Raw genomic sequence first — 24,623 nt, 5'->3', positions numbered from 1 at the left:
GAAGGATTTCATCTGTCTGCTTACCTTCGTACAATAGAAAAAACCATTCTTTCGCGTCAGTCAACAACCTTAGTTTTCTCCTTGTCACGCAACTGCAGTATGAATGCAACCCAAGGAAGCCCTACCATGATAGCCAGTACATACGCAGGCACATAATTGAAGAAAAATGGCATTGATACCGCAAGGCCAAATGAAATACTTGCTAGAAAACTTACTATCTTTTTCATCAATTACCCATTTCAATTCAAAAAAGTTTGAAGTCGGTTACCACCGTCTTTTTTATCTAGTTCTTGCATCATTGAAATAATAGATCTGCCGCGACCAGACTGAGAAGCAACCCCGACGACATATTGATGGATTATATTCTTCCCAGTCCCGGGCTTTACTGGGAAAGTGAAAGGAGTACCAGCTATTGCCATTGAATAACGGACTAGAACTCTACCGAATTTCTTAGCGTTTACCTTTCTTTTATGTGCAACTCTATAACTCATTCAATCTCTACTTTTCATTTTCTGTTAGACAGGCATGCACCCGTGTTTTGAAATCTTCTTGGCACATCAATACTGCCTGCTCACAAGTCACACCGAGCTTCCTAGATAGGACTCTGCAAGCATTACCAAACTGAAACTCTGCACACCAAGAACCGGACTGCCCCATGAAAACCTCATACTGTCCAAATGGGGTTTGAGCCAAAGCGCCCTGCTTATCATCGCTAAACAGGAACTCTAATTCTCTAACGCTCTCTGTAGTTGCCATACCTTAAGTTGCTGCCTTATTGGTGATTATGCGTTCCGATTAATGGTGTCATTTTATCATCTGAATAGATTTTAAAAACTTCTAATTTTGAAAATGTAGTAGTAGAGCTCTACTACTTGCGGGAATGATGATCGATGTTTTTATAGAAAGGTAACTTTCAGACAAGCAACATATTAAGGGCAACAGATCATGTCAGACGTTCAAACTATCACTTATGAATCTGGTCAAATGGGCCTATTCTTCGGTACCAACCAAGAATTGCAGACATTTACCGAAAAGCACAACAATACAAAAAAACGTGATCTTATAATGGCGGCTGCCCGTGATTTCCTTATATCAAACGCTCTGAATGTAGCATCGACAGACGCGCAGCGATTTAAAGCTAATGTAACGGCTATACGTGTCCTTAAAGCTCTCCGTGGTCGTAACAGCAGTGCTACTCGCTTAGAGCAAGAGAAGCTAGCCAAATACGTTGGTTGGGGCGCTCTGAGTTCTATCTTTGACGAGAAGAACACAAAGACCGAATCAAAGCGCCAGCAACTAAAAGACATGCTCACCGAAAGTGAGTACTACAGTGCGCGCACATCTACCCTATCGGCATTTTACACGCCCCTATATTTGACGCGTGGCATCTACACGATGTTAGCTAATGCCGGCTTTAATGCTGGTGGCCGAATTTGCGATCCTGCAGCTGGTATGGGTGGCCTTATAGCTCCTATGTCTGCCGATATGTTTGAAAACTCCAAAGTTACGCTGTGTGAGCTTGATAGCGTGACTGCAGAGGCACTAGAACACCTTTACCCGAATGCAACCGTATATGGTAATAAGGGTTTTGAAGAACTGAACATCAAAGCTAATCAAGATCTAGTAATCCAGAACCCACCTTTTGGCAGTGCAAAAGTGATTGATAAGCTGGATTCGCAGCTTAACGGTATGACTCTGCACAACTATTTTATGGCTAAAGGTGCAAAAATCTTACGCATGGGTGGCCTTATGGTCGCTATCGTGTCTACCTCGTTCCTTGACTCCAAGAGCACTAAGGCTCGAGAAATCGTCGCTAACCTTGCCGAGCTGCGCGGTGCTATACGACTACCTAAAAGTGTGTTTCAAGAGCACAGCGGCGCTAACGCTTCGGTTGACGTCCTATTACTGCAACGTTCTAACACTGCAACTGCGGCGACGGCTGATTGGGTTCATGCTTTCGAACAAACTTTACCTACAGGCGAATCGTACTACCTAAACAACCACTACGTTGCAAATCCAGATGCAATTCTCGGTGTCATGGAAGTACAGCCAGGCATTCAAGGTAAACAGATCCAATGCATGTCAGATTCAAAAGACATCGTAGCTGATGTTCAGAGAGCTTTTGCCGCTCATTTCCCGAAAGATATTTACTTTGAATCGACTCAGACCTCAGAAAGTGATGATGACGAATTCTTAGCGCCTATGGCTGGCCTAGTCTCAGACAATGCCTATATCGACTTTGGCGGCTTTGCGCTAACCGAAGATGACAAAGTAGCGATTCGAAAGCAGGACGACGAACACGGAAACATGACGTTTGACGTATGTCAGGAGATCACAGGCAAACGCGCTGCCCGTATCGCTTCTATGATTGCAGTTAAACAGTCTATGGCTCAGTTACTTGAGCTAGAGCGCACAGATGGTCACGAACTGGCTATTGAAACAGCCCGTCAAGAACTGAACGACCGTTACGATGCCTTTGTTCGTCAACACGGCTTCATTCAGGAAAGCGCCAACCGCCGCGCTTTCGGTAAAGACCCTTTCTATGCAAATCTGGCTAGCCTTGAGTCTAATTTCAATCGCGGTGTTACTCGTGAGCAAGCTAAACGCCTAAACGTACCAGCAGAAAAACCTCACGCCGACAAAGCAGAGATTTTTAGCCGTCGTATCATCAAGCCGTGGGTTGCGCCTACTTCTGCAGACAACAGCACTGACGCATTGTGGGTGTGTTGGAATGACAGCCACACTATTGATATTCCGCGTATTGCTGCGCTTTGCGGTCAATCAATCGAGCAGACTAAACGTGAACTCGTAGGTAACCTAATCTTTCTAGACCCGAAAAACGGCCAATATGAATTTGCAGAAACCTACCTATCAGGCGATGTAAAGAGCAAGTTTGAGGTTGTCAGTGCTTTAGTAAACGGTAACTCTTCGTTACTGCCTAACTACGAGGCTCTAAAAGCTATACAGCCTGCAGACGTCCCAGCTGTAGACATTAATGTCGAACTTAACGCGGGTTGGCTACCTATTAGCGTAGTGAAAGACTTCATTAGCCAACTGTTGAGCTGTAGTGTCGATGCTGAACACGTTTTAGGTCAATGGTTCGTTAAAGCCACAGGTGTGCCGAGTGTTATCAATACTCAACAATTCGGCATCGATGGCTACCCAGCGACAAAAATCATTTCTCGTATGATGGCAGGCCGTGACCTAATTGTACGTCGTACTAACACACACGGTACGTTCATTGACCGAGAAGCGACCGTTCAAGTTGAGTCAATAGCTACAGAAATCACAACTCGATTCGAGGATTGGATTTGGTCATGTGACAAACGCCGCGCTGAACTTGAAAGCTTATATAACGAGAAATTTAACCGCTATGTGAAACCTAAATACAGCGGTGAAATGCTTGTATTCCCGAACATGAATAGCAGTATTTCTTTACGTGCACACCAGAAAACATGTGTACGCCGCGCACTGGCGCAAGGTTCTTTTCTCATGGATATGTCGGTAGGTTCAGGCAAAACTTACGCGCTAGCTGCTATTTGTAACACGTGGCACCGCTTAGGCCTTAAAGAGCGTACAGCTGTTGTATTACCTAACCATTTGGTTGAAGCAATCGCTGTAGAATGGCTGACTTTATACCCTACTGAAAAGCTACTGGTACTATCACCGGAAGATATGAGCGCACAAAAGCGCCGCGAGACACTTAACCGAATCAAGACAGGTGCAAAGATTGTACTGATCCCTGAGTCGACCTTTAAAGCTATTGCATTACCGAAAGAAGCCGAATCTCAGATCATCCATGATGAAATTTGGGAGACTCGCCGCGCTATCGAAGTTCTAAGCGCTCGTTTCTCTGTTAAGAAGCTTGAAACCAAACTGAAAAACCTTGAATTCAAACTGGAATCACTGACCAACCGTGAAGCGAAAGACGAGTATTTAGACTTCGCTGAACTGGGTTTTGATTCAATTCTTGCGGATGAAGCGCACAGCTATAAAAATTTATCATTCTCGACGGTTGCACTGTCAAATGTTCGCGGCATTGGTAACCCTGACGGTAGCCAGCGCGCTTGGGATATGTTTTGTAAAATCCGTCACTTAAACGAAAATAACGACCATGCAGGCGTTGTATTTAGTACTGGTACACCGATCTCAAATAGCATTATCGAGCTTTGGAGCATTCAGAAATACCTTGCCTACGACGAGCTGAAACAAGCTAATTTACACTGGTTGGATTCATGGGCTGACTTGTACACAACCACCAGCAGCGAATTTGAGATCGACGCGACAGGTATCAACTTCAAACCAGTGTCACGCCTACGCTCATTCAATAACTTGCCAGAGCTGCAGGCTATTTATGGCTGTATTGCGGAAACCGTTACTAAGAAACAGCTTAACGACTACCTACCTAAATTAGCTGGTGGCTATAACATGATACCGCCAGTAGTCGGAGGAAAGCCGCAGACAATTTTTGTAGACCCATCAGATCAACAAAAAGAATTCATCGATTCATTAGTAGAAAGAGCTAAGGATTTCAAAAGCTCTCCAATCGATAACGACAATATGTTGCTGTTGATGTATCACGCACGATGCGCGTCACTGGATTTGCGAGTACTTGACCCGAGCAAAGCCGAAAATGAGAACTCAAAAGCAACAGCATGTGCAAACAAAGTCGCGGAGATTTACCGTCAATATGACGCGGTAAAAGGCACACAACTAATTTTTTGTGACCTGTCGACTCCGAATAAAGGTAAAGAGAAGTTACGCGCCAAAATTCGCCAGCTAATGAAAGATGCGAACACTGGCGACGAAGCAGCACAGAGAGAATTAGAAACAATCGGTCATGACCAAATCATGGCGGCTGAATCTAGCTATTCAGTCTATGACGATATTAAGCAACAGCTAATTGCGCTTGGCATCCCTGAACATGAGATCGCTTTTGCTCAGGAGTACAAAACACCAAAGGCTAAGGCAGAGCTTTACTTGCAGATCAATAACGGTGTAAAACGCGTTGTGCTAGCATCCACTCAGTTAATGGGAACTGGTTGTAATATCAACAACTTAGGTGTAGCGGTGCACCATTTAGATCCATGCTACAAACCGTCTGACATGGAGCAACGCACAGGTCGATTAGAGCGCCAAGGCAACCACCTGTATGAAGCCGACCCAGCTAATTTTGAAGGTGTTAATGTAATTTATTACGCGACCCGTAACAGCCTTGATAGCTTCCTATATCAAACGCTGGAAACAAAGGCGAACTGGATTGAAGCATTCCGCGCTGGTGAAACTAACCTACGTACAATGAACGCCCTATCAGCAGACAGCATCACGTTTGCTGAGATTAAAGCGGAGATCTCAGGTAACCCGCTAGTGCTTGAACATCTTCAATTGTCCAAAGAAATCACTAAACTGACGGTGCAACACAAACGCCACCAGCAACAGCAGCACCAATACGAGGACGGTATTAAACGTTACCTAAGCCGTGAGAAGACGCAAGCACAATTGATTCAAGACATTAAAAACGATATGGCAAAGTATGAAGCAAACGCATTGCCAAAAGGTGAGTTTGAGGCCGTAGTGTCAGGCTATGACGTTAATAAATTCGCTACAGCTGCGGAGCTGTTAGAAGCTGAGTTACAACACTGGTCTAAAGCTAATAAAACCAGTTACAAACCTGTTATGTACTATTGCGGCTTTGCGGTTAGGTTTGGCGTGAATTACGGTAGCCACGCCGTTTATATCGAGGGTGATAACGAGTATTCCGTTATCCTATCCGGTGGCGCTAAAACAAGTGGAACATCGATCCTTTATTCAGTGATTAATCAGCTTAAAGGCTTAGACAAAACGCTTAAAAACCAAGAAAGCTACTTAGAAGAAATCCGCGTTAACCTGAAAACGGCACAGTCTCAGATTGGGCGCGAGTTTGACGGTCTACAGAACCTGATTGACGCTAAGAAACGATTAGCCGAGGTTAAGCATGAACTTATGACACAAAATGAGGAAACTCTAGCCGCTGCTTAAAATTATGGCGTAGTAACAAATTTTTGTTATTACGCCTTTTCTCTACCTGTAATGGTATTGCGCGATTACTACTCTCGCTTAAGGTTGAAGAATCTTAGTTAGAGGCGTAACACAAATGACGAATTCAAAAGCACAAACACCTGACCTTATAGCTCCAATTACTTATGCCAATGAGTATGGCGAGCTTGTTCTAACCCCAGTCACTGAGTACATGCCAGTTTCAGGTATTTCAGTGGATAAACTGCCGGTTATTGAGCAACACATGTTTTCTATTGAGGATGCAGAGGTAATCGGTCTGATCACTGAAAACCGTAAAGTGCAGTTGTCTACCCCTTATATTCTTCAAAAGGGTCACCCACGTAAAACGGATGCGTACATCATCCATCACCAATCACCAAGCGTTGCTTGTGTGTGTAAGGCCGAAATCAAGACCTCTATCATCGAGAGTGGCTTAAGCGCACAAGGGGAACTCGACCGCATCTATCAAGGGTCATCACAAAAGCTTGTCGCTCAGTACGGCATTTGAGGTACCGATAATGGAATGTAGTCACGTAGTTGCCTCTGTGGGCGGTAAGTTCATAGTACTTGGCGATGTTGCGACACAGTACCGTGAGTGGACAGCCCAGGTTGAAGATTTCAACGAGAAGAACAGAACCCACGTTGTAACACCACCGCCAGAATTCAAGTTTGCCAAATACTGTATGAATTGCGGCGAGAAGATTAACCAAGACGCGGTAAAAACTGCATTGCGAGGTGGCGATGAAAGCCGATAGCCCAACTGTCCCAATGCCAGATTACGGAGACGCTAAAGCGTTTATAAACCGATTGAAAGTCGCCACTGGTGAAAAAAGAGATGGTGAGTTAGCAATAATCTTAGGTAAACCGAAATCTACAATCGCCACGTGGAAGCAGAAAAACAGAATTAACCATGAGGCAATGATCCTTGTTCACCTATTAACTGGTGCATCTATCCAATATCTTGCGTTTGGTATAGGCGAACCATTCCCTAACGGGAAGCAAGCTGCCAACCTTCCTGTAAGTAATGAACAGCCAGAAAGCAATGTTGTTCACATGATTCAAAATGGCGAATTATCTGTCTGTAGAACAATGATATTAGGTAAAGGAACATTAGATTTCTTCGGGCTAAACCGTGAACATCTCACTATCGTTGACCATGATGATGAAACCCTGTTTATCGACCGTCAAGAGTCATTACCAAGTTCAGGGCGATACCTTGTAGCTATAGATGGTGCGTTCGGTATTTACGAGCTTCAACGATTACCGAACAAAAAAGTTGAAGTCCAATTTTCAACAAGTAACCGCGATTTGAACTTAGCTGATCTGTTGATTGCCGGCAAAGTCAAAATGGCAATGAACAAACGATAATTATTAGAAGGATTCACCACATGAATGCACAAGAAATTCTGGCAAACGCGCCCGACAACGCAGTCTATTGGTCACCAGTTGTAGGACAGTACTTTGACCGCCAGTTCATCATTTCAGGTCGACAATTTGAAGGCAGTTTGATCCAGGTTGGTCAAGAATATCGTGACGAATTGGTGGCATTAAGTTCACTGACAGACGACATGTTACCAGAGGATGACACCGCATCCGTTGAAGTTAGCTTAAATGAAGATCGTCAGGGTCTGGTACAAGTAGAAATCAATAACGTCAATTTTGGGGTATTTGCGACACTCGATGGTGATGAATATACTTGGTTCCCCAAACGTACCGAGCAATTGTCAGGAGACATGATCGTTGCTATTGGCAAAGCTCTGACCAAGTGGAACATGACCGAATCACAATAATGGTATGAGCACAAAACCTTCATTCAACCAGATAGGCTATAACTTGCAAATTGTAGAATTTCGGATGGTCTATACAATGCTCACTCTATTGGTTAGACGCAACACACGAATATCTAACTCATTATCTATTTGGAGTGGTTTCTGGTATTTAAGTCTTGATATTTTTGGGTAGTTAAAATTGGAGTCAGTAAATAATAATACTTTAAATATTATTAACATATGTGAATTATTTTATAAAAAGTAAGTTGGTGTATTAGGAAGGAAAAGACACATCTTCGTTAATACGCCATGAATAAGAAAATACGTAAACGGATAAATAGGAATCTATAGTGAAGTATCTAAAAATTTGCTTAAAGGAAATAGTGAAATCAAGAGGAATCGCTTTCTTTTTTGTTAAGGTTAATCTGTTTTTGTTTTTGGTGTTTTATGTTTGCCTCATTTCGTTTACAAGAACTATTGATGACGCAATGCTAATTACACTCGAAGATACAGGCTGGACTTATACTAAGGAATATACAGAGGTCAATGGTGTTGAACGAAATCAGATTAGGCCTGACCGTATAAACATAATGGCGATTAATAGCGTGCTTAAAGAGAACTCGAACTGGGTTGATAGAGCAATTGGCATCGCTAAACATATTACGAAAACGACAGATTTGAACTTCGTAATATGCGAAAAGGATAAGAAGATGTTCTTTGTTAATTCAGGGTCAATTGCAGACTTCAAAGACCCTAATAATGGATGTGAAATTCAAAATGATTAAAAATAACTCACTATCACTAAACTTACTAAAAAGCGGGGTTACCCGCTTTTTTAATATCTAAAATTCAATCTATTCCTCCCCCCCCTAAAACACTTCATTCAAGCTATAACTTTGAAAAATATAGAGATATCCCCTTCGATATTTTTCCTTTAAATCGCTACTTGCGCGTTACGGAAAGAATCAGAGAATTGGGAAGTAACCAAAAGAGCTAACCACTCTTACAACTCAATTATGTGGAATTATCATCATGCAAACCGAGCAAGTAAAACAAACTGAACAGCTATACCTTCCTGTTGTTATCCGTGAGGGCCAAGAGTTCGACTTCACCGCTTTAGAATCTGGTACGCCTATACGTGTATCACCAAAGCTGATCGATGACTTGACCATTGGAGGCAACAAACGCCGTAAGAAAGAGCGAAGCGATGACTTCGCAGAGAGTATCCGTACTAACGGTGTTATTCAGTCCCTGTCTGTTCGTCCTCATGTTGATAACCCACACCGCTTAGAGCTGTGCGCCGGTTATGGTCGCCGCGACATGTCACTACGTTTTGACCTTGAATCTGTGCCAGTTGTAGTAAACCAATATTCAGACCGTGAAGCACTGGCGGTGATGTTTGCTGAAAACCACGACCGTGAAAATATCACGATCGTTGATGAAGCTGATCTGGCCCAAAACTACCTGTCTTACCATGATGGTGATTACGCTACGGCTGCTGTGGCTCTAGGCCTGTCAGAAAAGACATTCCGCGAACGTCTGCAACTAAAACGCCTTACTGATAACGTTTTGGACCACCTAGCTGATCCAACTAACAAATTTACTCTCGGTCACGCACTGATCCTGAGTACATTTGATGCTGAAACGCAGGAGAAAACACTTGCTGCAATTCTGGCTAACCCTACCGAATACACAGTTAAAAATCTGAAACTACGCGCCTCTCAGCGCCAGATCCCATTAGCTAAGGCTCCTTTCGACACCAAAGCATGTGACAGCTGTATCCACAACACAGGGGAACAGCTAGACCTACTTGGCAATGGCGATACCGATGCGAAATGTAGTAAAGCCTCATGCTTTATTGAAAAGGCTCAGGCATGGGTACACAACGAGCGCACAGCTGAACTGGAAGAAAAGTATGGTCGTGTCATTGCTTGGGAAGCCAAACCAGAATCTGACCGCCGCACAGTGACTGAGGAAGTGGTAGGTAAGAAGCAATTCACTAGCGGATGCATGGGTTGTGAAAGCAAATGCACTGTAGTCGATGACCGCCCGATGAAATGGGGTGAATACACTCAAGATCAGTGTATTGATACTGATTGTTTCAATTCATGTGTAAGTGCTTTGAAAGAAGCAAAGGCAGAGAAAGCACGTAAGCAGAAAGAAGCGCGTGAAGCTAAAGAGAAAGAGAAAGTTGCCGCCCAGGAACAACAGGCAGAATCTTCAAATGTTGATGTGGCTGACCAACCGACAGAAGAAAAGAAAGTCACCGTTGAGCAAGAAGAAGTTGTCGTTACTACCGCTCCAGTTCAGCGTAAAACATCTGCAGCCGTGTTAGAGGATTACCGTAAGTCTCTACGTGCAACCAGTGCAAGCGTTGCAATTACCGACCCACAATTTCGTATGGCTACTGCCCTAGCCGCCTTGTGTGACGTTAGCGGTTACGAGCCACCTGTTGACGCGATTAAAAAGAACCGTTGGCCTCGCTTTAATGACCGTGTGCTTGCATTTATGGATCTGAGCCTACAACAAATCCAAGAATACATGGCAGAGGCGGTCATTCACCATGCAACCGTTGGAGATAAGAATTCCAACACTGATTTGATGATTAATGTTCTCGGCAAGAACCCTAAAGGTCAGAGCATCGCAATCGAAGCATGGAAACCAAGTAAAGAACGCCTTGGCATGTATAACATCGCGCAAATTAACCAAATGTGTGTTGAGGCAGGATTCGATAAGGCTTATGAAGCTGCCAACGGTGAAGCGTCATTCTCTCTGTTATTCAAAAACCGTAAGGATGACATCGTTAGCGGTGTTATGGGCTTCAAATTCGATTGGTCACACTTCGCACCCTCTGACTACCTTGCCTTAGTTCGTTAACCATTCGGGGAGTGGCAACACTCCCCAAACTTACCCTATTGCGCGATGCGGAAACTCGCTCAGTATGAATTACATAACCAACGGGAACTAACCACTCCCTACTCTCAATAACACTGTGGATTATCAAAATGAATTTAAAAAACGTATGTGAATTAGTTAAAGCTGCCGGTCAAACTCGCGCAATCATCACAATTGACACTAATAACGAAGATGCAGTAATCATCGTTAATATTCCAACCTCTAACGCTGCTTGTCTTCCAAAGGTTGAAGACGACAAACAGATGACACTACGTTCAGCTCTAGCCACGCCTATGCGTGTTTTAGGCAAGATAGAAGATGTTGATGCGGTCTTTGATGAACAGCTTGCAGAATTTGGTGAGGGCTTTGCTCCTGCTTCACTTCAACTGAAAGGCGTAAAAACTAACGCTGCGGCTGCTAAGGCTTCAACTCAAGCCGTTACAACTACCCCTAAAACTACGGTTAAAAAAGCAAGTAACAAAAAGAATGCTGCAAAAACTGAAAAACCAGATGCAGTAGAAACTAAAAACACCACTGAAACCGCGCCAAAAGCTCCAGAGAAAGCCGATAAGGTAGAAACCGCACCAACTGATGCAGTTGCAACTCAAGATGCGCCAGAAGCGGTAGAGGCTGATGACGAGGGTATGTCACTTGAGAGCGACAACTTTGATTTCTTCCAGAATGGCGCACTTTAAGGTTTAGGGGTATCCGAGATATGAGTAATACAGCAACACCAGAATTGAAATGGCAATTCAAGTTAGGCAATACACTGATTGATTTCCCAAACCCTTTTGGTTCAATCCAAGACAATAAACGACTTTTGGCACAGCACTTTCCTCAATTACGTTGGACTGAAATCTACGAGGAAGATGCGCGATTAGAGAATGGTTGTATGGTTTTACCTGTTGTTCCGCCACCAGTGAAAACAAACGGTTAAGCACATGGCAGACAATATCAAAGAGAAGTTAAACCAGTGGCGCGATAAGTGCGCCACCAACATGGCTAATCATTCTGTCGAAGAAGTTGAATTGGAAGAAAAATCATGCGTAATACATCAGTTGAATTCAGTGGTTCACAAAATCAAACACCTTTCTCCATCCTTACCGGAATCAATGGAACTAAAGGACATTCCACCGCTAATGTAGCGCATGTTAAGAAAGCTTCAAGCAAGGCGGCTGGTGGCTTTAAGCCATTAGCCCCTTGGTACGCTGCGGTTAAGCCGCAAGAGCTTATATTAAGCCAGAGTGTGCGTAATAATTTGGGTTATAAACGCGAAGATGTTTACCAAGATACCATCATCGAAAAAACCTCATTTTGGGAAGCTCTCGCGCTGTTTGGACTCAAACACGGCATGTTGACCGAGTTCGACATCGAGAACCTTATAGAAGCTCCTATCGGCACTACAAAGCAGGTTTCTGCTGCTAAAGAGCTTGGCAAAAAGGTACTTGGTTTCTACCAAACTGGATTAACTGATCAGCAATACAAAATTGAAGCATGTTTTAAGGCATTTGAAGCCCCTGTTTCTATCCGTGCTGACATTGCCCATTGGTACGTTACTCCGACCGAATCAAATTGGGGTTTTGATTTAACTCTCGATGAAGACGAGTGCTATGGCGAAGACTACGATGAACTAGACCAAAGCTTCAATGACCTAAGCATCCGTATTGAGCATTGCTCTCGCGTATCAGCGTTGTCATTCGACCTAGACCAATTCAGCCCAAGTGTCGGCACAATGTATTTTCAAACCCTGCGTCTGCTATCACTTATGAACTTTAAAACGATGGCACTTGAATATTGTGATACCGAGGGAACGCTTGAAGCATACGCTGAAATTTTCAAAGTATTTGACCTGACTTCTGAACAAGTACAGAAGATCACTGGCTGCGATGAAGATTCCATCGAAGAAGTGTTGAACGACATCAACCCACTAATTTTCAAAGCTATTGGTTCGCACGATGAATATATTGATTTACATAACGTTATCAACGCTGCCTTGTACTACAAAGCAACCGTAGCAACGAAATGGTATCAGAAAGATACCCCATTCTATCGCGGTCAATCTGTCATTATGAACGCTATGGGACTGTTAGAAACTGTAAATAAAATCCGTCCTAACCCACTAAATCCAAATGACGTTAAAGGTATTGCCGCGCTAAAAACTGCGTTACGCACTGTCATTGAGTTGGGGCATGAAGCATATGACTCACCGTGGTTACTTGGCAGTGATAATCCGATCGATTGTTTCGCTTTTATCACAACTGGTAGCGACATCGAGAAATACACTCTTGAAGTAGAAAACGAGCACCGTCAATCAATCGGTGAATGTGGCGCACTTCGCCTTGACCTATCGGCTAACGACACAGGTCTACGCACTATCGAAAACATTCATCTAGCTGACAAGTGCTTGATGTTGCTTGCTTCGGTCTAGCGCGATTTCAAACTTAGCATACCATCTTAAATATCGGTTGAGGCTAACCACTTCAACCCATTTAACCAAGGGCTAACCACCCAACAAAATCACTGTGGAGAAGTACCATGCAAGTTCAGAAAGAACCGCGCTTAAGCATCAATAACCAACATAAAGACCCTAAGCCAGAATTCGGCTTAGTGTTCTTCGACAGTCCTAGAGGTTACGCGGTCACGCGCCATGAGTTCCATGAAGAACAAATGCAAGGTGGCGTGATCATTGATACCGATGCTGTGGTTAAGCTGCTTGAAAAAATCAAAGACACTAACGATGCAGCAAAGGCAGCAGAAGCCAAAGCACAAGCTAAAGGCTCGGAAGTCGCCAAGTACTCCCTAATCCCTCAAAATGTCTTATTAGAATCAGATCGATTGCTTGTATGGCACACCCCTGCGACTAAATGCCCGATGTGGTACAGAATGTCAGGCACTCACCCAAAGGCACTTCGTAATGTCACTTGGACACCGTTGCTCTTTGTTCTGAATAAGCACAGCGAAACACTGTATGTGTTTGCCTTAGAAAGTGATGAACGCCCAACCCTCGACACAATGACTTATTACGCGCCTCTGGCAAACGTCTTTGATAGTCATTACTTGTGTCAGGGGTCAGCTCCCCTACCGAAGCAACTTAGCTCAAGCAACATCAAAGAAATTCAAGATACGTTGTACATGAGTGCATTTGATGGTTTTAAGCATAACCTCGCTATCAAGCTTCCAGACGACATCCCCGACCAACGTGCGTTTTGGGAAAGTAAAAACCTAACAGGTGAGCTGGTGGATGTTGCTAATGAGCTTTATCCATACGAGAAACTAAGCAAAGTACTAGAAGAACTATAAGACTAAGGGAACAGATATGACTAATTCAAAATTTGGCTTCGAAAACACAGCTCGTACATTCTACGTCCCTAGTGATTGGGTAGACCGTAAACTCAAAATTGCCCTCGTAGGTTGTGGTGGCACTGGCTCTTCGATTTTGACCGAGCTTTTCCAAATGTTCGGGATCCTCACCAAGTTAGGTTGTGATGGATTCGAGGTGACAGCCTATGACGGTGACCTTGTTTCTCAAAGCAATGTTTTTCGCCAAAACTTCTGGCAACACGATGTTGGCAACAACAAAGCTGATGTTCTGATCACGCGATTTAATCAATTCGGTGGCGTTAACTGGAAATCAAAACCTGTTTTCTTCACTGGCGAAATGGCAGCTACTGAGGAATATGACCTACTAATCACGGCTGTAGATAAAGCATCCGTAAGATATGAGATTGGTCGCGCACTTGATACCTCGGTTAAACGTGCTCTATGGCTAGATATGGGCAATGATAACCATCAATCAAATGTCCTGCTCGGTAATGCGAGTCGTCAAAAGTTCTACGGTGAAAAACGACTTCCAACGCCTTTCGAGTTGTTTGGTTCGCAATGGGAAGAAGCCGCAAAAACTGAGGTCGATACCGCTTCATGTAGTACCGAGGAAGCCATTCAAAAGCAGACATTCGGCATCAATGGTATGACTGCACGTGCGGCAGCTTCAATGCTGCTATTTCCCTTACTTCGCTTCGGAAAGCTTGAGCATCACGGTTTATTCATCGACTTGCATCAAGCCGAGATTACCAAAATGCCGGTAGATCCTTTGCAGTGGTCTTTCTATGGCTACCAAGAAGAAAATATTAATTAACCAACTATTGCAGGGGGTCGCCCCTGCATTTGCTTTAACCAAGGAACATGAATGAAAAAGAGAGAGCAAGACACAAGAGAATACTTCACGAATATAACTCAAGCTATTGATGCGGCTTACGAGTCGTGGGTAAAACAAGCGACTGATGAATTCCCTGTACTGAGCATTCTCAAAGATGGTGAGCCAGTTCCTAACCCCATTTATCGCCACGCAGCGCGATATGGTCTAACTGTCATACTTCATTCGGTGCAAACAATCTGGTCGTATGCCGCTGACATCGTTGGGGCTGACGTTGATACTTCTATCAAGCGACACGACAACTTCCTGCACTTGACCAACATGACGTTCTTACCGGCAGAGATTGGCAGACACGCCTATTCTGCGTCACGGTTGCTGACCTACCAAGCTACGGCCAGTGAACGTGCTAGTGACGAAGCAACTCAGCCAATACCAGACAGTGAGTTTAGTACTGCGGCTCTAGACCTGTTTATGCTTGATCGTAAAATGTCAGCGTCAATGTTTGACTTTGTAGGGCCAAAACTGGGGATCAGTGGTGTACCAGTAGAAAAAGCCTATGTGCCTTTAGAATATCGAAGTGAAGTGTTTAAACGAGTTCTATCTTCCCTGTTCAGCGAATTCGAAGAGATAAAAACCGTTGATACAGGCTTTCGACTGATGAATGAGCAACACGAAGACATTATCACTCATTTATCGAGAGCTGCTTTTGCAAGTCTTGCATCAACAAAGCCTTGCTCTAAAGGTGGTTGCTCAATGCATCGCTATTACCATGAGCATTATCAAGACTAACGCGGGAACGCCCACCAGCCTTCAATTTGTCGGGGCATATTTTCAATATCTAAAGCAAAGGCCACTTTTACAGTGGCTTTTGTCTTATAACTCACCTAAAGGTCTTTGATTGAGTCATTTAAGCGCGACAGGTTGATGTACTGCTTCCACCCCTTTCCGTTCCACTTCTCTTTTGGGTCATCTTCCTGCCCAGTAAGAAGGATTAACCCCTGACGATTATAAATGTCAGTTACCGGGTCAACGCTTGACTGAGGTCTTAAGAAACCCGTTAAAAGACGTCTATTCCCTGTTTGAATTGAAAAGTCTCCAGGTACATTAATTACTGCAGCAAACTTTATTTTATGCGCTTTTGCTAACCGACTATCCTGCTTCACTACCAAATCAACCAAGCGGTATGTATGGCACTGATTTGAGCATATGGTGCTGAAAAAACTGTTGGTGCTCTCAGTCAGTCTTTGGAAGGATTGTTCATAATCTTCATCGCGGTTCACGAGCAAAATGCCATACACAATTTTATGCGTTAATTCGTACTTCTCTGGTGTATGAACAACATCTTGCACAACCGGACCAACTGCTACGTTTTCTTGTATGGCCGCGTCTTCCATGAATGCCAGTTCGTTCATACCAACCCAAATTAACTTTGAGTTATGGGTGGTCTGTGCATATTCCATAAGTGACCTATTCATGTTTTGCTGCTGCAAGTTGTCGTAACATTGATTCTGCACTTTTTAGATGCACTAACCGTTCACATACGCGTTCGTCCGTTATACCTTCATCGCATCTGGATTTGAGTTCTTTGTTGAACAACTCCAAGTATGCCAAAGCATCTTTTTGTTCCTTCAAGCTGGTGGATTCCGTGGCTTTGAAAGCAAAATCTTCTACTAATTGGACATTGAAATACTCAGATTCCCTTCGCATCTCTGGGTACTGTTCCATGAAGTACTCAGCAGTATCCGCGAGCACTTTTGTAATCCCTGTATCGTTTTTACTAACAGCCACCACAGAAGCACTAGCCGATAGAATTGCACCCGTGAGGATGACTTTCATCAATGTATTCATATCAACCTAAACGTTATTTTTAATATCGAAGTATTTTATGTTTCTATTGCCATAATACCACGCTCTTGTGCGTTTGAAACTCTGCAGTATCTTGGGAATTCAAATAGCGAGTAAGGCGAATAGAAATGATTAATGCAGTTAACACTATCGACGTAAAAGAGTTGGATTCATGGGATACATGGAAACAAGATCTTATAGACTTTGACGGTGAAATCACACCTCTTACATTACGTTCAGTGGATGCAATCTATCGCTATCTTATACAAGGCTACACTTACCAAATTCAGTACAGCTCAGGCAAGGACAGTGAGACTGTTTTAGGGTTATTCTTGCTTGCGTTAATGCGTGCTAAGCGTGAAGGTAAAGCTATTTCAAACGCCCACTTTTTGGTGCATGTTGATACAGGTATTGATAACCCTGAAATTCGTAATCTTGCCCAAAACAAAATCAACAGCCTTGATAGTTTCATTATGGAAAACTCGCTTCCTTTAGTGACCTACATTGCACACCCTAGCTTATCTTCTACATGGGCTTCTCGCGTTCTTGGTGGTCGTGGCCTACCAACCTTTGTTTCATCAAAATTCCGTCAGTGTACCCATGAATTAAAAATCACTGGCGCTAACCGAGTTGTTTCTAAACATACAAAATTGATGTCGAAAGAGCAGAAAGCAAAACTGATCATGCTTCTTGGCTCTCGTGACTTGGAAGGTACTATCCGCAAAAACAACATCGCCAAAATGGGTGGTGATGACATCAAGATCAGTAAATCAGGTAACAAGTATTCTCTATACCCTATAAAAACTTGGTCATCAGCTAATGTGTGGGAGTACCTGACCTATTCGGGTAACCGCCCAAGTTCAGTGCTACCAAGTTACCTTGAAGACCACTACCAGACGGTCGACATTTACCGCGATAGCGGCGCGGGTGAATGCGTAGTTTTCCAAGCGGATACTGATACAGACGGTGGAGCTGGACAAAGCTCGTGTGGCAGTCGTCATGGTTGCGTATATTGCCTCGCCTCTCCAGCTGATAAATCTATGCTTACATTGCTTGAAACTGATCCAGAACGTTATGGTTATATGACGGGCTTGAACCGCGTACAGCGCTTTCTTGAGCTTACGCGTTACAACTGGGATATGCGTCATCCTGTTGGCCGAACAATTAACATCGGCGGGTACATTAAGATTCAGCCGGACGTATACTCACCTGCTGTTCTTAAACGACTTCTACACGCGATTCTTAGCTTCGATTATCTTGAACAAAAACGAGCTGCCAAAATTAAGCAGAAGGTACTTAACGGCACATTACCTGAGACAGAATACAACCTGCGTATGTCAGAGCCACAATTCCAGATCATTGATGAACGCCAACTGATTGCTATCGAGATGCTTTGGTCGCTACACCACTTCCAGAAGCGCCCATTTGAAGCGCTTGATATATGGCATCAGGTTTATACAGATGGTGAGCTTGAGCTGCTAGAAGAAGTAGATAGCATGGTCGCCACCCCTAAAACTCCCCAACCAGCACCATTTTGGTTGCATGTTGGCGAATGGGGTGACAACTCTGGCCTTGATGGTTTAAGCGACAATATGACGGAATTCGCTTACTTTGATAGTCACCAAGACCAAACTCACCGCCTAGTGAGTACTAAGGAAGGTTTACGACGTGTTGTGGACTACGTTGAATCAGAGTTGTTTGATGTCGACATCGATTCAGCGCGATTCATTGTCAACGAAGAGTACACGCGGCTTCGTCCAAAAGCCCATGACGGCTATTACACGCCTTATTACGCGGCTGCATATTTACTTCGCTTTGGTGCTGTACAACTAGGAAAAGGTCAGGCTGCACGCTATCACGAAATGGCTCAACGCGGTCAGACCTACCACACGCTTGGTTTAACTGGCCAACTATCTATGGAAGAGATTGCCAACAACCCTAAATATCAGGGTTTAATCCTTGATAACAAGGCGTACAAAGTACTTGCTGCAGAATTGAAAATTGAACAAGACAAGGCTGCAGAGCTCGAAGCTATTCGAGAAGAAAAAGAACAGAGAATCGCTGCGAAGCGTAAAGCTTGGGCTAAAGCCAATCCGAAATTGGCAGCAAAAGCCAAAAGCCTCAAGAAAGAAATTTCGATGCAGCGCCACAACGAACAGTCATTCAAGTCTCTGTTTGTCATGGCCACCAGCATTCATGCTGAGATTCAAGTTGATACCATTTCAGGAAACCTTAACAGTGACAAGCTTCCCCGTCGTTTAAAGGTGCTGAACGGCCTTCGTAATGAGATCACTTCTCTACGTGAGATTCAAACTGAAAAGTACATTCAGAAAGGCTACAAGCATCAATTAGAGATGAATGAAAAATGGTTAACTATCCTTGAATCTGGAAACTTTGATCATTTCGATTCCGATCATCTTGCTGATTACGCCCGGATTGCACCTGCCCAGTTCAAACAAGAGCTTCGAGACAGCATTCAGCGATGCAAAGCGTCACTAACCGGTTGGTATAAAGGTGGTGGCCATAAATCATCTTGTACGCAGGATAGAAATATCGTCATCAAGGTTCATGAAAAAGACCAAATTGAATTGGACCTATCTGTTTTTCTAGCCGCTTAATACCGCGACCAAAAGCACCTTGGTTTCTATTTCCAAGGTGCTATGCAATCAAACAACCCCAGCTAAATAGCAGTAGTTATCATCCGCTCAATAAAAAACAAACGTTTACATTAGCAACTGAATTGTAACAATCAAATGGAGGGGTCATGACGCGCCCTATTAAAATTACGCTCCTAGCAATTGCATTAGGTGCGGCTTTTGTTGGCTATCACGGCTATTCCGATAAAACTCTAAGTCCTACAGCTTCAAACAAACTGCAGGATACTGCGTCTGCCAGTCTGCCACCGGCAACTGAGTTCTTAACTGATGAAGAGATTCAGTCATCCCTAATCATGCTGAACGAGCACCCTGACCCATTAGATTTATTAAACATCGGTAATAATGCCCTCTCTGAGAACAATTACTTCGCAGCATACTCAGCTTTCAGCGCAGCCGCGCAAAAATACAATACCACGGCCATTATCAAACTTGCTGAACTACTGGAAATGGGAGCCATTGGCGGGAAGCCCGAAATTGATCGTGCGTTAAAACTCTATAACGTCGCATTTGATCTGGGGTCATTAGATGCGACTCTTATCCTTGCTAATTTCTATGAGCTGGGAATTAACGTACCAGAGAACGTTGATAAGGCATCACATTACTATCAAATAGCCGCAAATAAAGGGAATTCCAAAGCAATTCATTGGCTAATAGAGCGTGCTAAAAGTGAGCCTGCATTTGCAAGTCAAGAGCAGGTATTAGCATGGAACCTATCTCTAGTCGATCAAGGTGATGCCCTAGCAATGATTGACGCTGCCAACGCGTATTATATTGGGCTAGGTACTAAAATCGACAAAACTACCTCTATCAAATTATTAGAGAAAGCGATACAGGCCGACAATGATTCAGCAAGAGTTATGTTGGCAACAATACTTCTCGATGACCATGACATACAAACCGATCCAGTAAAAGCGACAGAGCTTTTGTCAATTTCTGCTGGCAACAACAATCCGAGAGCTCAGGCTTTATTAGGTAATGCCCTATCCGGTTTTAACGACTATAAAGAGTTTGGTATTGAACCAGATAACGAACTGGCTTTTAAATTGATCGAGAAGGCGCTGGACCAAAACTTACCATTAGCTCATGGGTACGCTGGAGATTTCTATCTAGCGTCATTTGGACCAGGTGTAGATCTTAAAAAAGCTGTTGAGCATTTCGAAGAAGGTGCGAAGTTGGGTGACCCAAAATCTATGATTGGTCTTGCTCTCCGACTTAAGTCGGGAACCGGTATTGATAAGGACTATGACCGCGCAAATCAGCTAATCGACCAGGCAATATCGATGAATTTCCCGGATGCGATTTTCCAAAAAGGCTTTGTCTATGAGAAAGGTGCTGGCGTTCCTGTTGATTATGCAAAGGCAATGGAGTACTACCATAAAGCTGCAGACTTAAATATATCCTCGGCGGCATACCATTTAGGTTTTATGTATGAAAAAGGCTTAGGATTAATCGTAGATACCAACAAAGCTTTGGAGTGGTACAAAAAGGCAGATGAGTTAGGTGATATACGCGCAAAGCGCAAACTCGATACCTACCATAAAAATGGGTCTTTCGATGTTAAAAACGCTTGTGATCATTAATAGCCCAGCTGTTCAGCCAGTAATTATCACCACCTAAATACTACTACTTATTAAACACCCAGTATTTGAATAACCTCTACCCTTCTAGGTTACTTTGCAAAGTAACCGGAGGGGTCAATGAAACGCCCATTTAAATATTCACTATTGGCACTTTCTCTTGGTGTCGCTATCGCTGGCTACAAGGGCGTTTTACCCCTGCCATCTAGTGAAGCGACAACAAACGATAAGTTAGCCGTAGAAGTGCAAGATCAAATATCGGCAAGTGATTACCTAACCGCCGATGAAATCTCTGCAAATCAACTTACACTTGCTCAGCAACCTGACGCCCTTAAGCTAATTGAAGATGGCGACCAGGCGTTGTCATCTAATGATTATTTTGCTGCATATAAGTTTTATTCTGCAGCAGCACAAACCAAAAACACATCCGCAATTATTAAGCTGGCTGAGCTCCTTGAAATGGGTGCTATCGGCGGCGAACCAAAGATAGAGCGTGCACTAAAGCTATATCAAACTGCATCCGACCTCGGCTCTATTGATGCCACGCTACTTTTAGCAAGTTTCTATGAGTTAGGAATCAACGTACCAGAAGACATAAACAAGGCATCTGAACTATATCTAACCGCCGCAAACAATGAGAGTCCTAAAGCTCTTCGTTGGTTAGTCGAACGTGCCCGTTTTGAGCCAGGCTTTGCTAAAAAAGCTCAAGTGATGCAATGGAACCTCTCTCTTGTTAAAACTGGCGACATGAAAGCCATGCTAGATGCCGGTAATGCTTACTACTCAGGCACCGGGGTAAAGCAAGACAAAGAGATGGCACTAAAACTTTTCGAAGATGCAGCAGAACAAGGAAACGATTCTGCGCACACAATGCTTGCCGAGATCTTGTTGTATGACCATGACGTTGACCGAAATCCAGCTCAAGCTGTCGAGTGGCTAAAAGAGTCAGCGACCAATGGAAACCCTCGGGCTCAAGCCATGCTAGGAATTGCCATTTCATCCCTTAATGACTTAGCACCAGAAGGCATTACGGTTGATGATAAAGATGCTTTCCATTGGATAGAAAAATCATTAGAGCAGGATTACCCACTATCCCACTCATATGCCGGGCAGTTCTACCTGTCATCTACCGGAACAAAACAAGATATTCCTAGAGCAGTCGAGCATTTTATTCGCGGTACCGAACTTGGTAATGCTGATGCGATGGTTAATTTAGGTTGGCAGCTAATCCACGGCCAAGGCATCGAGAAAGACGAAAAGCGAGCTTTTGAACTGATTAGTGCCGCAGCTGACATGAACTATCCGAACGCGATTTACAACCTTGGCTGGATGTATGAGAACGGAATTGGCACCAAGCAAGACTATGAAATGGCAATAAAGCTATATCAAAAATCCGCGGATCTAGATGACCCATCAGGTACTTATAACCTTGCCGAAATGTATGAGAAAGGCCGTGGGATTAATGCCAATACCGAAGCTGCCCTTCGCTTATATAAGGAAGCGCATCGAATTGGTGATACACGCGCAAAAGAGAAATTAGATGTGTATGCAAAACAGGGAGATTTCCAAGTTGAAAATAACTCCAACGTTTAATCGTAAACTTGCGCTGATGATGGCTCTTATAGTCACAAGTCATCAGGCAAGTGCTAACTGTGGTGGTTCTCCACCAGCTGCCGCTCCTGTCCCATCATTGAGCAATACATCTAGCTCAATCAATGAAGACGGCGCTACGACAATGAACCCGGGCCTAAGCAGTTCTATTGCCATTACTGGACGTAGAATCAATAGCGGCCCTGCACATGGTACAGCAAGCTGGTCAGGCAATAATGTCTATTACAAACCAGCTGCTAACTGGTGTGGTCGAGATACATTCACCTACTCTGCTTCCAACTCTTCTGGTTGGTCTGCTACGCGTACCGCGACTATCAACGTGGCCTGTGTAGTTGATGCTCCAGTACTTGGTAATTCGAACACCAACATCACAGAAGACACTAAAGGAACACTATCGCCAGGCATGAACCTTGACGGTGGCACCATCTCTGGGCGTTACGTGACGACTCAACCGGCTCACGGCTCTGTCTCATGGTCAGGTAACCAACTTGTTTACACCCCAACGAATAACTATTGTGGTTCAGATACTTTCCAATACCGCATTAAAACTCAAGGTGGCTACTCAAACATAGCAACCGGTACTGTTGGTATTGCTTGTGTTGTTGACTTACCGATCATTGGTAATGTGAGCGGTACGCTTGATGAAGATACTAACAAGTCTCTAAGTCCAAGCATCAACATTGATGGTGGTACAATAACTAAGAGAATTATCAAGTCTCTGCCTGCACATGGTACGGCAGTTTGGAATGGTAACAATCTTGTTTATACCCCGGATGCTAACTACTGTGGTGCTGACACATTCACGTATCAAGTGGCTACAGAAGCCGGCAACTCAAACGTAGGTACTGCAAACCTCAATGTTACTTGTATTGTTGATCCGCCGATTGTTAGTGACGTCTTCATTGAAACACTAGAAGACAACTCTAAGAGCGCGACACCGACTGTTAACCTTGACGGTGGTGACCTCGTATCACGTGACATCGAAGTTGCTCCAGCAAACGGAACGGTAATTTGGCAAGGTGCTTCACTACTTTATACGCCAAACCCTGATTATTGTGGTAACGATGAGTTCCAGTACAGCGTGACAAACTCTGCAGGTAAGTCTGAACTGGCGAAAGGTGACGTTTTTGTCGAGTGTGTCGTAGACGCTCCAATACTCGATGGTGTGACCGAAACTGTTATTGAAGATACACCGAAATTACTTTCGCCAAATTACAACATCGATGGCGGCGTAATTTCTAAGTATGACATCGTTTCTGACCCAGCAAATGGTACAGCTGAATGGGTAGATGGCAACATACTGTACTCCCCGGCAGAGAACTACTGTGGTTTTGATACATTTACCTACCAAATCACCACTGAGGGTGGCAAATCGAACATAGCAACATCAAACATCAACGTTGAATGCGTTCAGGATGCTCCTACAGTCGATGGACAAGAGGAAATCAAGATCACTGTGGAAACCACTAAGGATTACACGTACCTCGCTAATGACGTTGACGGTGATACCCTGACGGCCACAATGACTGAACTTAACAAATCGTCACTTCCTGAGTGGGCTAAGTTCGCATTTGATGGTTCAAAAGGTACTCTGACGTTGAGCCCTAGTGATACAGACATGGGTGATTACACACTTGAATTACTTGTCGATGATGGCCACAGCGGTATGGCAATGAAACGCATTGCGGTATATGTACGTGATGATCGTCCAGTAACTCTAACTTCTATCCTGCTTAAGACGTTCAGTATTCCACAGGAATTCGAAACACCAGCAGGTAAGAAGATGAACGCGGTGTACTTTACCGGCATTAAAGACAGTCTTGGTAATCTAATCACCGGTACATATGACCTAACCATCACGATGGATAGTTCAGTAACTTTCCCTGTGACTATTCTTGGCCAAAGAATTGAACCGGGTGTACCTACAGTGATTACCTATGACATTCCATCACCAGGCGTTGTTGATGTTAAAGCTATCCCGGTAGTAGCAGGTGAAGATGGTGTTGTTAACTTCCAAATCAGCTTTGATGTTAAGTAACAAAACTCCTTGTTAGACATAAACAAAAAGCCACCAGACGGT

At 43.8% G+C, this 24,623-nt stretch carries 20 protein-coding genes; 17 read left to right on the top strand and 3 right to left on the bottom strand.

Going from position 1 to position 24,623, the window contains the following annotated elements; genetic code table 11:
• Nucleotides 1-56 precede the first annotated feature (56 nt).
• Nucleotides 57-227, bottom strand: coding sequence for a hypothetical protein (locus AKJ31_RS23035; RefSeq protein WP_157052368.1), 171 nt, complete (start codon nucleotides 225-227; stop codon nucleotides 57-59).
• A gap of 718 nt (nucleotides 228-945) precedes the next feature.
• On the opposite strand from AKJ31_RS23035, the gene AKJ31_RS14635 reads away from it, so the two are divergent.
• The 13 genes from AKJ31_RS14635 to AKJ31_RS14575 all read left to right on the top strand — a co-directional run bounded on the left by AKJ31_RS14635 (nucleotide 946) and on the right by AKJ31_RS14575 (nucleotide 15,642).
• Nucleotides 946-6,018 (top strand): DEAD/DEAH box helicase family protein, encoded by a 5,073-nt coding sequence (locus AKJ31_RS14635; RefSeq protein WP_053409854.1) that lies wholly within the window; start codon nucleotides 946-948, stop codon nucleotides 6,016-6,018.
• Between the two features lie 115 nt (nucleotides 6,019-6,133).
• Entirely contained in the window at nucleotides 6,134-6,544 is a 411-nt protein-coding gene (locus AKJ31_RS14630; RefSeq protein WP_053409853.1) for a hypothetical protein, read from the top strand.
• A 10-nt stretch (nucleotides 6,545-6,554) separates the two neighbouring features.
• Complete coding sequence (locus AKJ31_RS14625; protein ID WP_053409852.1) at nucleotides 6,555-6,791, top strand: hypothetical protein; 237 nt, start codon at nucleotides 6,555-6,557, stop codon at nucleotides 6,789-6,791.
• Nucleotides 6,778-7,404 (top strand): phage repressor protein CI, encoded by a 627-nt coding sequence (locus AKJ31_RS14620; RefSeq protein ID WP_053409851.1) that lies wholly within the window; start codon nucleotides 6,778-6,780, stop codon nucleotides 7,402-7,404. The genes AKJ31_RS14625 and AKJ31_RS14620 overlap by 14 nt, the downstream gene beginning before the upstream one ends.
• A 20-nt stretch (nucleotides 7,405-7,424) precedes the next feature.
• A complete protein-coding gene (locus AKJ31_RS14615) occupies nucleotides 7,425-7,826 on the top strand; it encodes a hypothetical protein (protein ID WP_053409850.1) in 402 nt (133 codons plus the stop codon).
• 329 nt (nucleotides 7,827-8,155) lie between these two features.
• A complete protein-coding gene (locus tag AKJ31_RS14610) occupies nucleotides 8,156-8,590 on the top strand; it encodes a hypothetical protein (protein ID WP_053409849.1) in 435 nt (144 codons plus the stop codon).
• A gap of 247 nt (nucleotides 8,591-8,837) precedes the next feature.
• Nucleotides 8,838-10,682, top strand: coding sequence for a ParB/RepB/Spo0J family partition protein (locus AKJ31_RS14605; protein WP_053409848.1), 1,845 nt, complete (start codon nucleotides 8,838-8,840; stop codon nucleotides 10,680-10,682).
• Nucleotides 10,683-10,810: 128 nt separating this feature from the next.
• Nucleotides 10,811-11,395, top strand: coding sequence for a hypothetical protein (locus AKJ31_RS14600; protein ID WP_053409847.1), 585 nt, complete (start codon nucleotides 10,811-10,813; stop codon nucleotides 11,393-11,395).
• Between the two features lie 20 nt (nucleotides 11,396-11,415).
• Nucleotides 11,416-11,637: a hypothetical protein gene (locus AKJ31_RS14595; RefSeq protein WP_017190476.1), complete on the top strand. Its 222-nt coding sequence runs from the start codon at nucleotides 11,416-11,418 to the stop codon at nucleotides 11,635-11,637.
• A gap of 105 nt (nucleotides 11,638-11,742) precedes the next feature.
• Nucleotides 11,743-13,128: a hypothetical protein gene (locus tag AKJ31_RS14590; protein WP_053409846.1), complete on the top strand. Its 1,386-nt coding sequence runs from the start codon at nucleotides 11,743-11,745 to the stop codon at nucleotides 13,126-13,128.
• Between the two features lie 107 nt (nucleotides 13,129-13,235).
• A complete protein-coding gene (locus tag AKJ31_RS14585) occupies nucleotides 13,236-14,000 on the top strand; it encodes a hypothetical protein (RefSeq protein ID WP_053409845.1) in 765 nt (254 codons plus the stop codon).
• 16 nt (nucleotides 14,001-14,016) lie between these two features.
• Complete coding sequence (locus AKJ31_RS14580) at nucleotides 14,017-14,835, top strand: PRTRC system ThiF family protein (protein WP_053409844.1); 819 nt, start codon at nucleotides 14,017-14,019, stop codon at nucleotides 14,833-14,835.
• Between the two features lie 51 nt (nucleotides 14,836-14,886).
• A complete protein-coding gene (locus AKJ31_RS14575) occupies nucleotides 14,887-15,642 on the top strand; it encodes a hypothetical protein (RefSeq protein ID WP_053409843.1) in 756 nt (251 codons plus the stop codon).
• 95 nt (nucleotides 15,643-15,737) lie between these two features.
• Here the strand turns inward: AKJ31_RS14575 and AKJ31_RS14570 are convergent, their stop codons facing one another.
• Together AKJ31_RS14570 and AKJ31_RS14565 are read right to left on the bottom strand one after the other, a co-directional pair.
• Entirely contained in the window at nucleotides 15,738-16,313 is a 576-nt protein-coding gene (locus AKJ31_RS14570; RefSeq protein WP_053409842.1) for a hypothetical protein, read from the bottom strand.
• Between the two features lie 7 nt (nucleotides 16,314-16,320).
• Nucleotides 16,321-16,701 carry a hypothetical protein gene (locus AKJ31_RS14565; RefSeq protein ID WP_139374577.1) on the bottom strand — a complete coding sequence of 127 codons (381 nt, stop codon included), beginning with the start codon at nucleotides 16,699-16,701 and terminating at the stop codon, nucleotides 16,321-16,323.
• Nucleotides 16,702-16,826: 125 nt separating this feature from the next.
• Between AKJ31_RS14565 and AKJ31_RS14560 the strand changes: the two genes are divergently transcribed.
• The 4 genes from AKJ31_RS14560 (at nucleotide 16,827) to AKJ31_RS14545 (ending at nucleotide 24,581) form a co-directional block, all read left to right on the top strand.
• Nucleotides 16,827-19,316 (top strand): phosphoadenosine phosphosulfate reductase domain-containing protein, encoded by a 2,490-nt coding sequence (locus AKJ31_RS14560; protein WP_053409840.1) that lies wholly within the window; start codon nucleotides 16,827-16,829, stop codon nucleotides 19,314-19,316.
• A gap of 146 nt (nucleotides 19,317-19,462) precedes the next feature.
• Nucleotides 19,463-20,935 carry a tetratricopeptide repeat protein gene (locus AKJ31_RS14555; protein ID WP_053409839.1) on the top strand — a complete coding sequence of 491 codons (1,473 nt, stop codon included), beginning with the start codon at nucleotides 19,463-19,465 and terminating at the stop codon, nucleotides 20,933-20,935.
• A gap of 117 nt (nucleotides 20,936-21,052) precedes the next feature.
• Complete coding sequence (locus AKJ31_RS14550; protein WP_053409838.1) at nucleotides 21,053-22,525, top strand: tetratricopeptide repeat protein; 1,473 nt, start codon at nucleotides 21,053-21,055, stop codon at nucleotides 22,523-22,525.
• On the top strand, nucleotides 22,503-24,581 hold the full coding sequence (locus tag AKJ31_RS14545; RefSeq protein ID WP_169780638.1) for a tandem-95 repeat protein: 2,079 nt from the start codon (nucleotides 22,503-22,505) through the stop codon (nucleotides 24,579-24,581). Before AKJ31_RS14550 ends, AKJ31_RS14545 begins: the two co-directional genes overlap by 23 nt.
• Nucleotides 24,582-24,623: the final 42 nt, after the last annotated feature.

Origin of the sequence: Vibrio hepatarius (genome assembly GCF_001274785.1) — a bacterium.
Lineage (GTDB): Bacteria > Pseudomonadota > Gammaproteobacteria > Enterobacterales > Vibrionaceae > Vibrio > Vibrio hepatarius.
Note: the sequence above shows the minus strand (reverse complement) of the source record. Positions and strands in the feature narration are given on the sequence as shown.

Bases quoted from the DNA above. Each gene is read 5' to 3' on its own strand.
- AKJ31_RS23035 (WP_157052368.1), bottom strand. From the start codon at position 227: ATGAAAAAGATAGTAAGTTTTCTAGCAAGTATTTCATTTGGCCTTGCG.
- AKJ31_RS14635 (WP_053409854.1), top strand. From the start codon at position 946: ATGTCAGACGTTCAAACTATCACTTATGAATCTGGTCAAATGGGCCTA.
- AKJ31_RS14630 (WP_053409853.1), top strand. From the start codon at position 6,134: ATGACGAATTCAAAAGCACAAACACCTGACCTTATAGCTCCAATTACT.
- AKJ31_RS14625 (WP_053409852.1), top strand. From the start codon at position 6,555: ATGGAATGTAGTCACGTAGTTGCCTCTGTGGGCGGTAAGTTCATAGTA.
- AKJ31_RS14620 (WP_053409851.1), top strand. From the start codon at position 6,778: ATGAAAGCCGATAGCCCAACTGTCCCAATGCCAGATTACGGAGACGCT.
- AKJ31_RS14615 (WP_053409850.1), top strand. From the start codon at position 7,425: ATGAATGCACAAGAAATTCTGGCAAACGCGCCCGACAACGCAGTCTAT.
- AKJ31_RS14605 (WP_053409848.1), top strand. From the start codon at position 8,838: ATGCAAACCGAGCAAGTAAAACAAACTGAACAGCTATACCTTCCTGTT.
- AKJ31_RS14600 (WP_053409847.1), top strand. From the start codon at position 10,811: ATGAATTTAAAAAACGTATGTGAATTAGTTAAAGCTGCCGGTCAAACT.
- AKJ31_RS14595 (WP_017190476.1), top strand. From the start codon at position 11,416: ATGAGTAATACAGCAACACCAGAATTGAAATGGCAATTCAAGTTAGGC.
- AKJ31_RS14590 (WP_053409846.1), top strand. From the start codon at position 11,743: ATGCGTAATACATCAGTTGAATTCAGTGGTTCACAAAATCAAACACCT.
- AKJ31_RS14585 (WP_053409845.1), top strand. From the start codon at position 13,236: ATGCAAGTTCAGAAAGAACCGCGCTTAAGCATCAATAACCAACATAAA.
- AKJ31_RS14580 (WP_053409844.1), top strand. From the start codon at position 14,017: ATGACTAATTCAAAATTTGGCTTCGAAAACACAGCTCGTACATTCTAC.
- AKJ31_RS14575 (WP_053409843.1), top strand. From the start codon at position 14,887: ATGAAAAAGAGAGAGCAAGACACAAGAGAATACTTCACGAATATAACT.
- AKJ31_RS14570 (WP_053409842.1), bottom strand. From the start codon at position 16,313: ATGGAATATGCACAGACCACCCATAACTCAAAGTTAATTTGGGTTGGT.
- AKJ31_RS14565 (WP_139374577.1), bottom strand. From the start codon at position 16,701: ATGAATACATTGATGAAAGTCATCCTCACGGGTGCAATTCTATCGGCT.
- AKJ31_RS14560 (WP_053409840.1), top strand. From the start codon at position 16,827: ATGATTAATGCAGTTAACACTATCGACGTAAAAGAGTTGGATTCATGG.
- AKJ31_RS14555 (WP_053409839.1), top strand. From the start codon at position 19,463: ATGACGCGCCCTATTAAAATTACGCTCCTAGCAATTGCATTAGGTGCG.
- AKJ31_RS14550 (WP_053409838.1), top strand. From the start codon at position 21,053: ATGAAACGCCCATTTAAATATTCACTATTGGCACTTTCTCTTGGTGTC.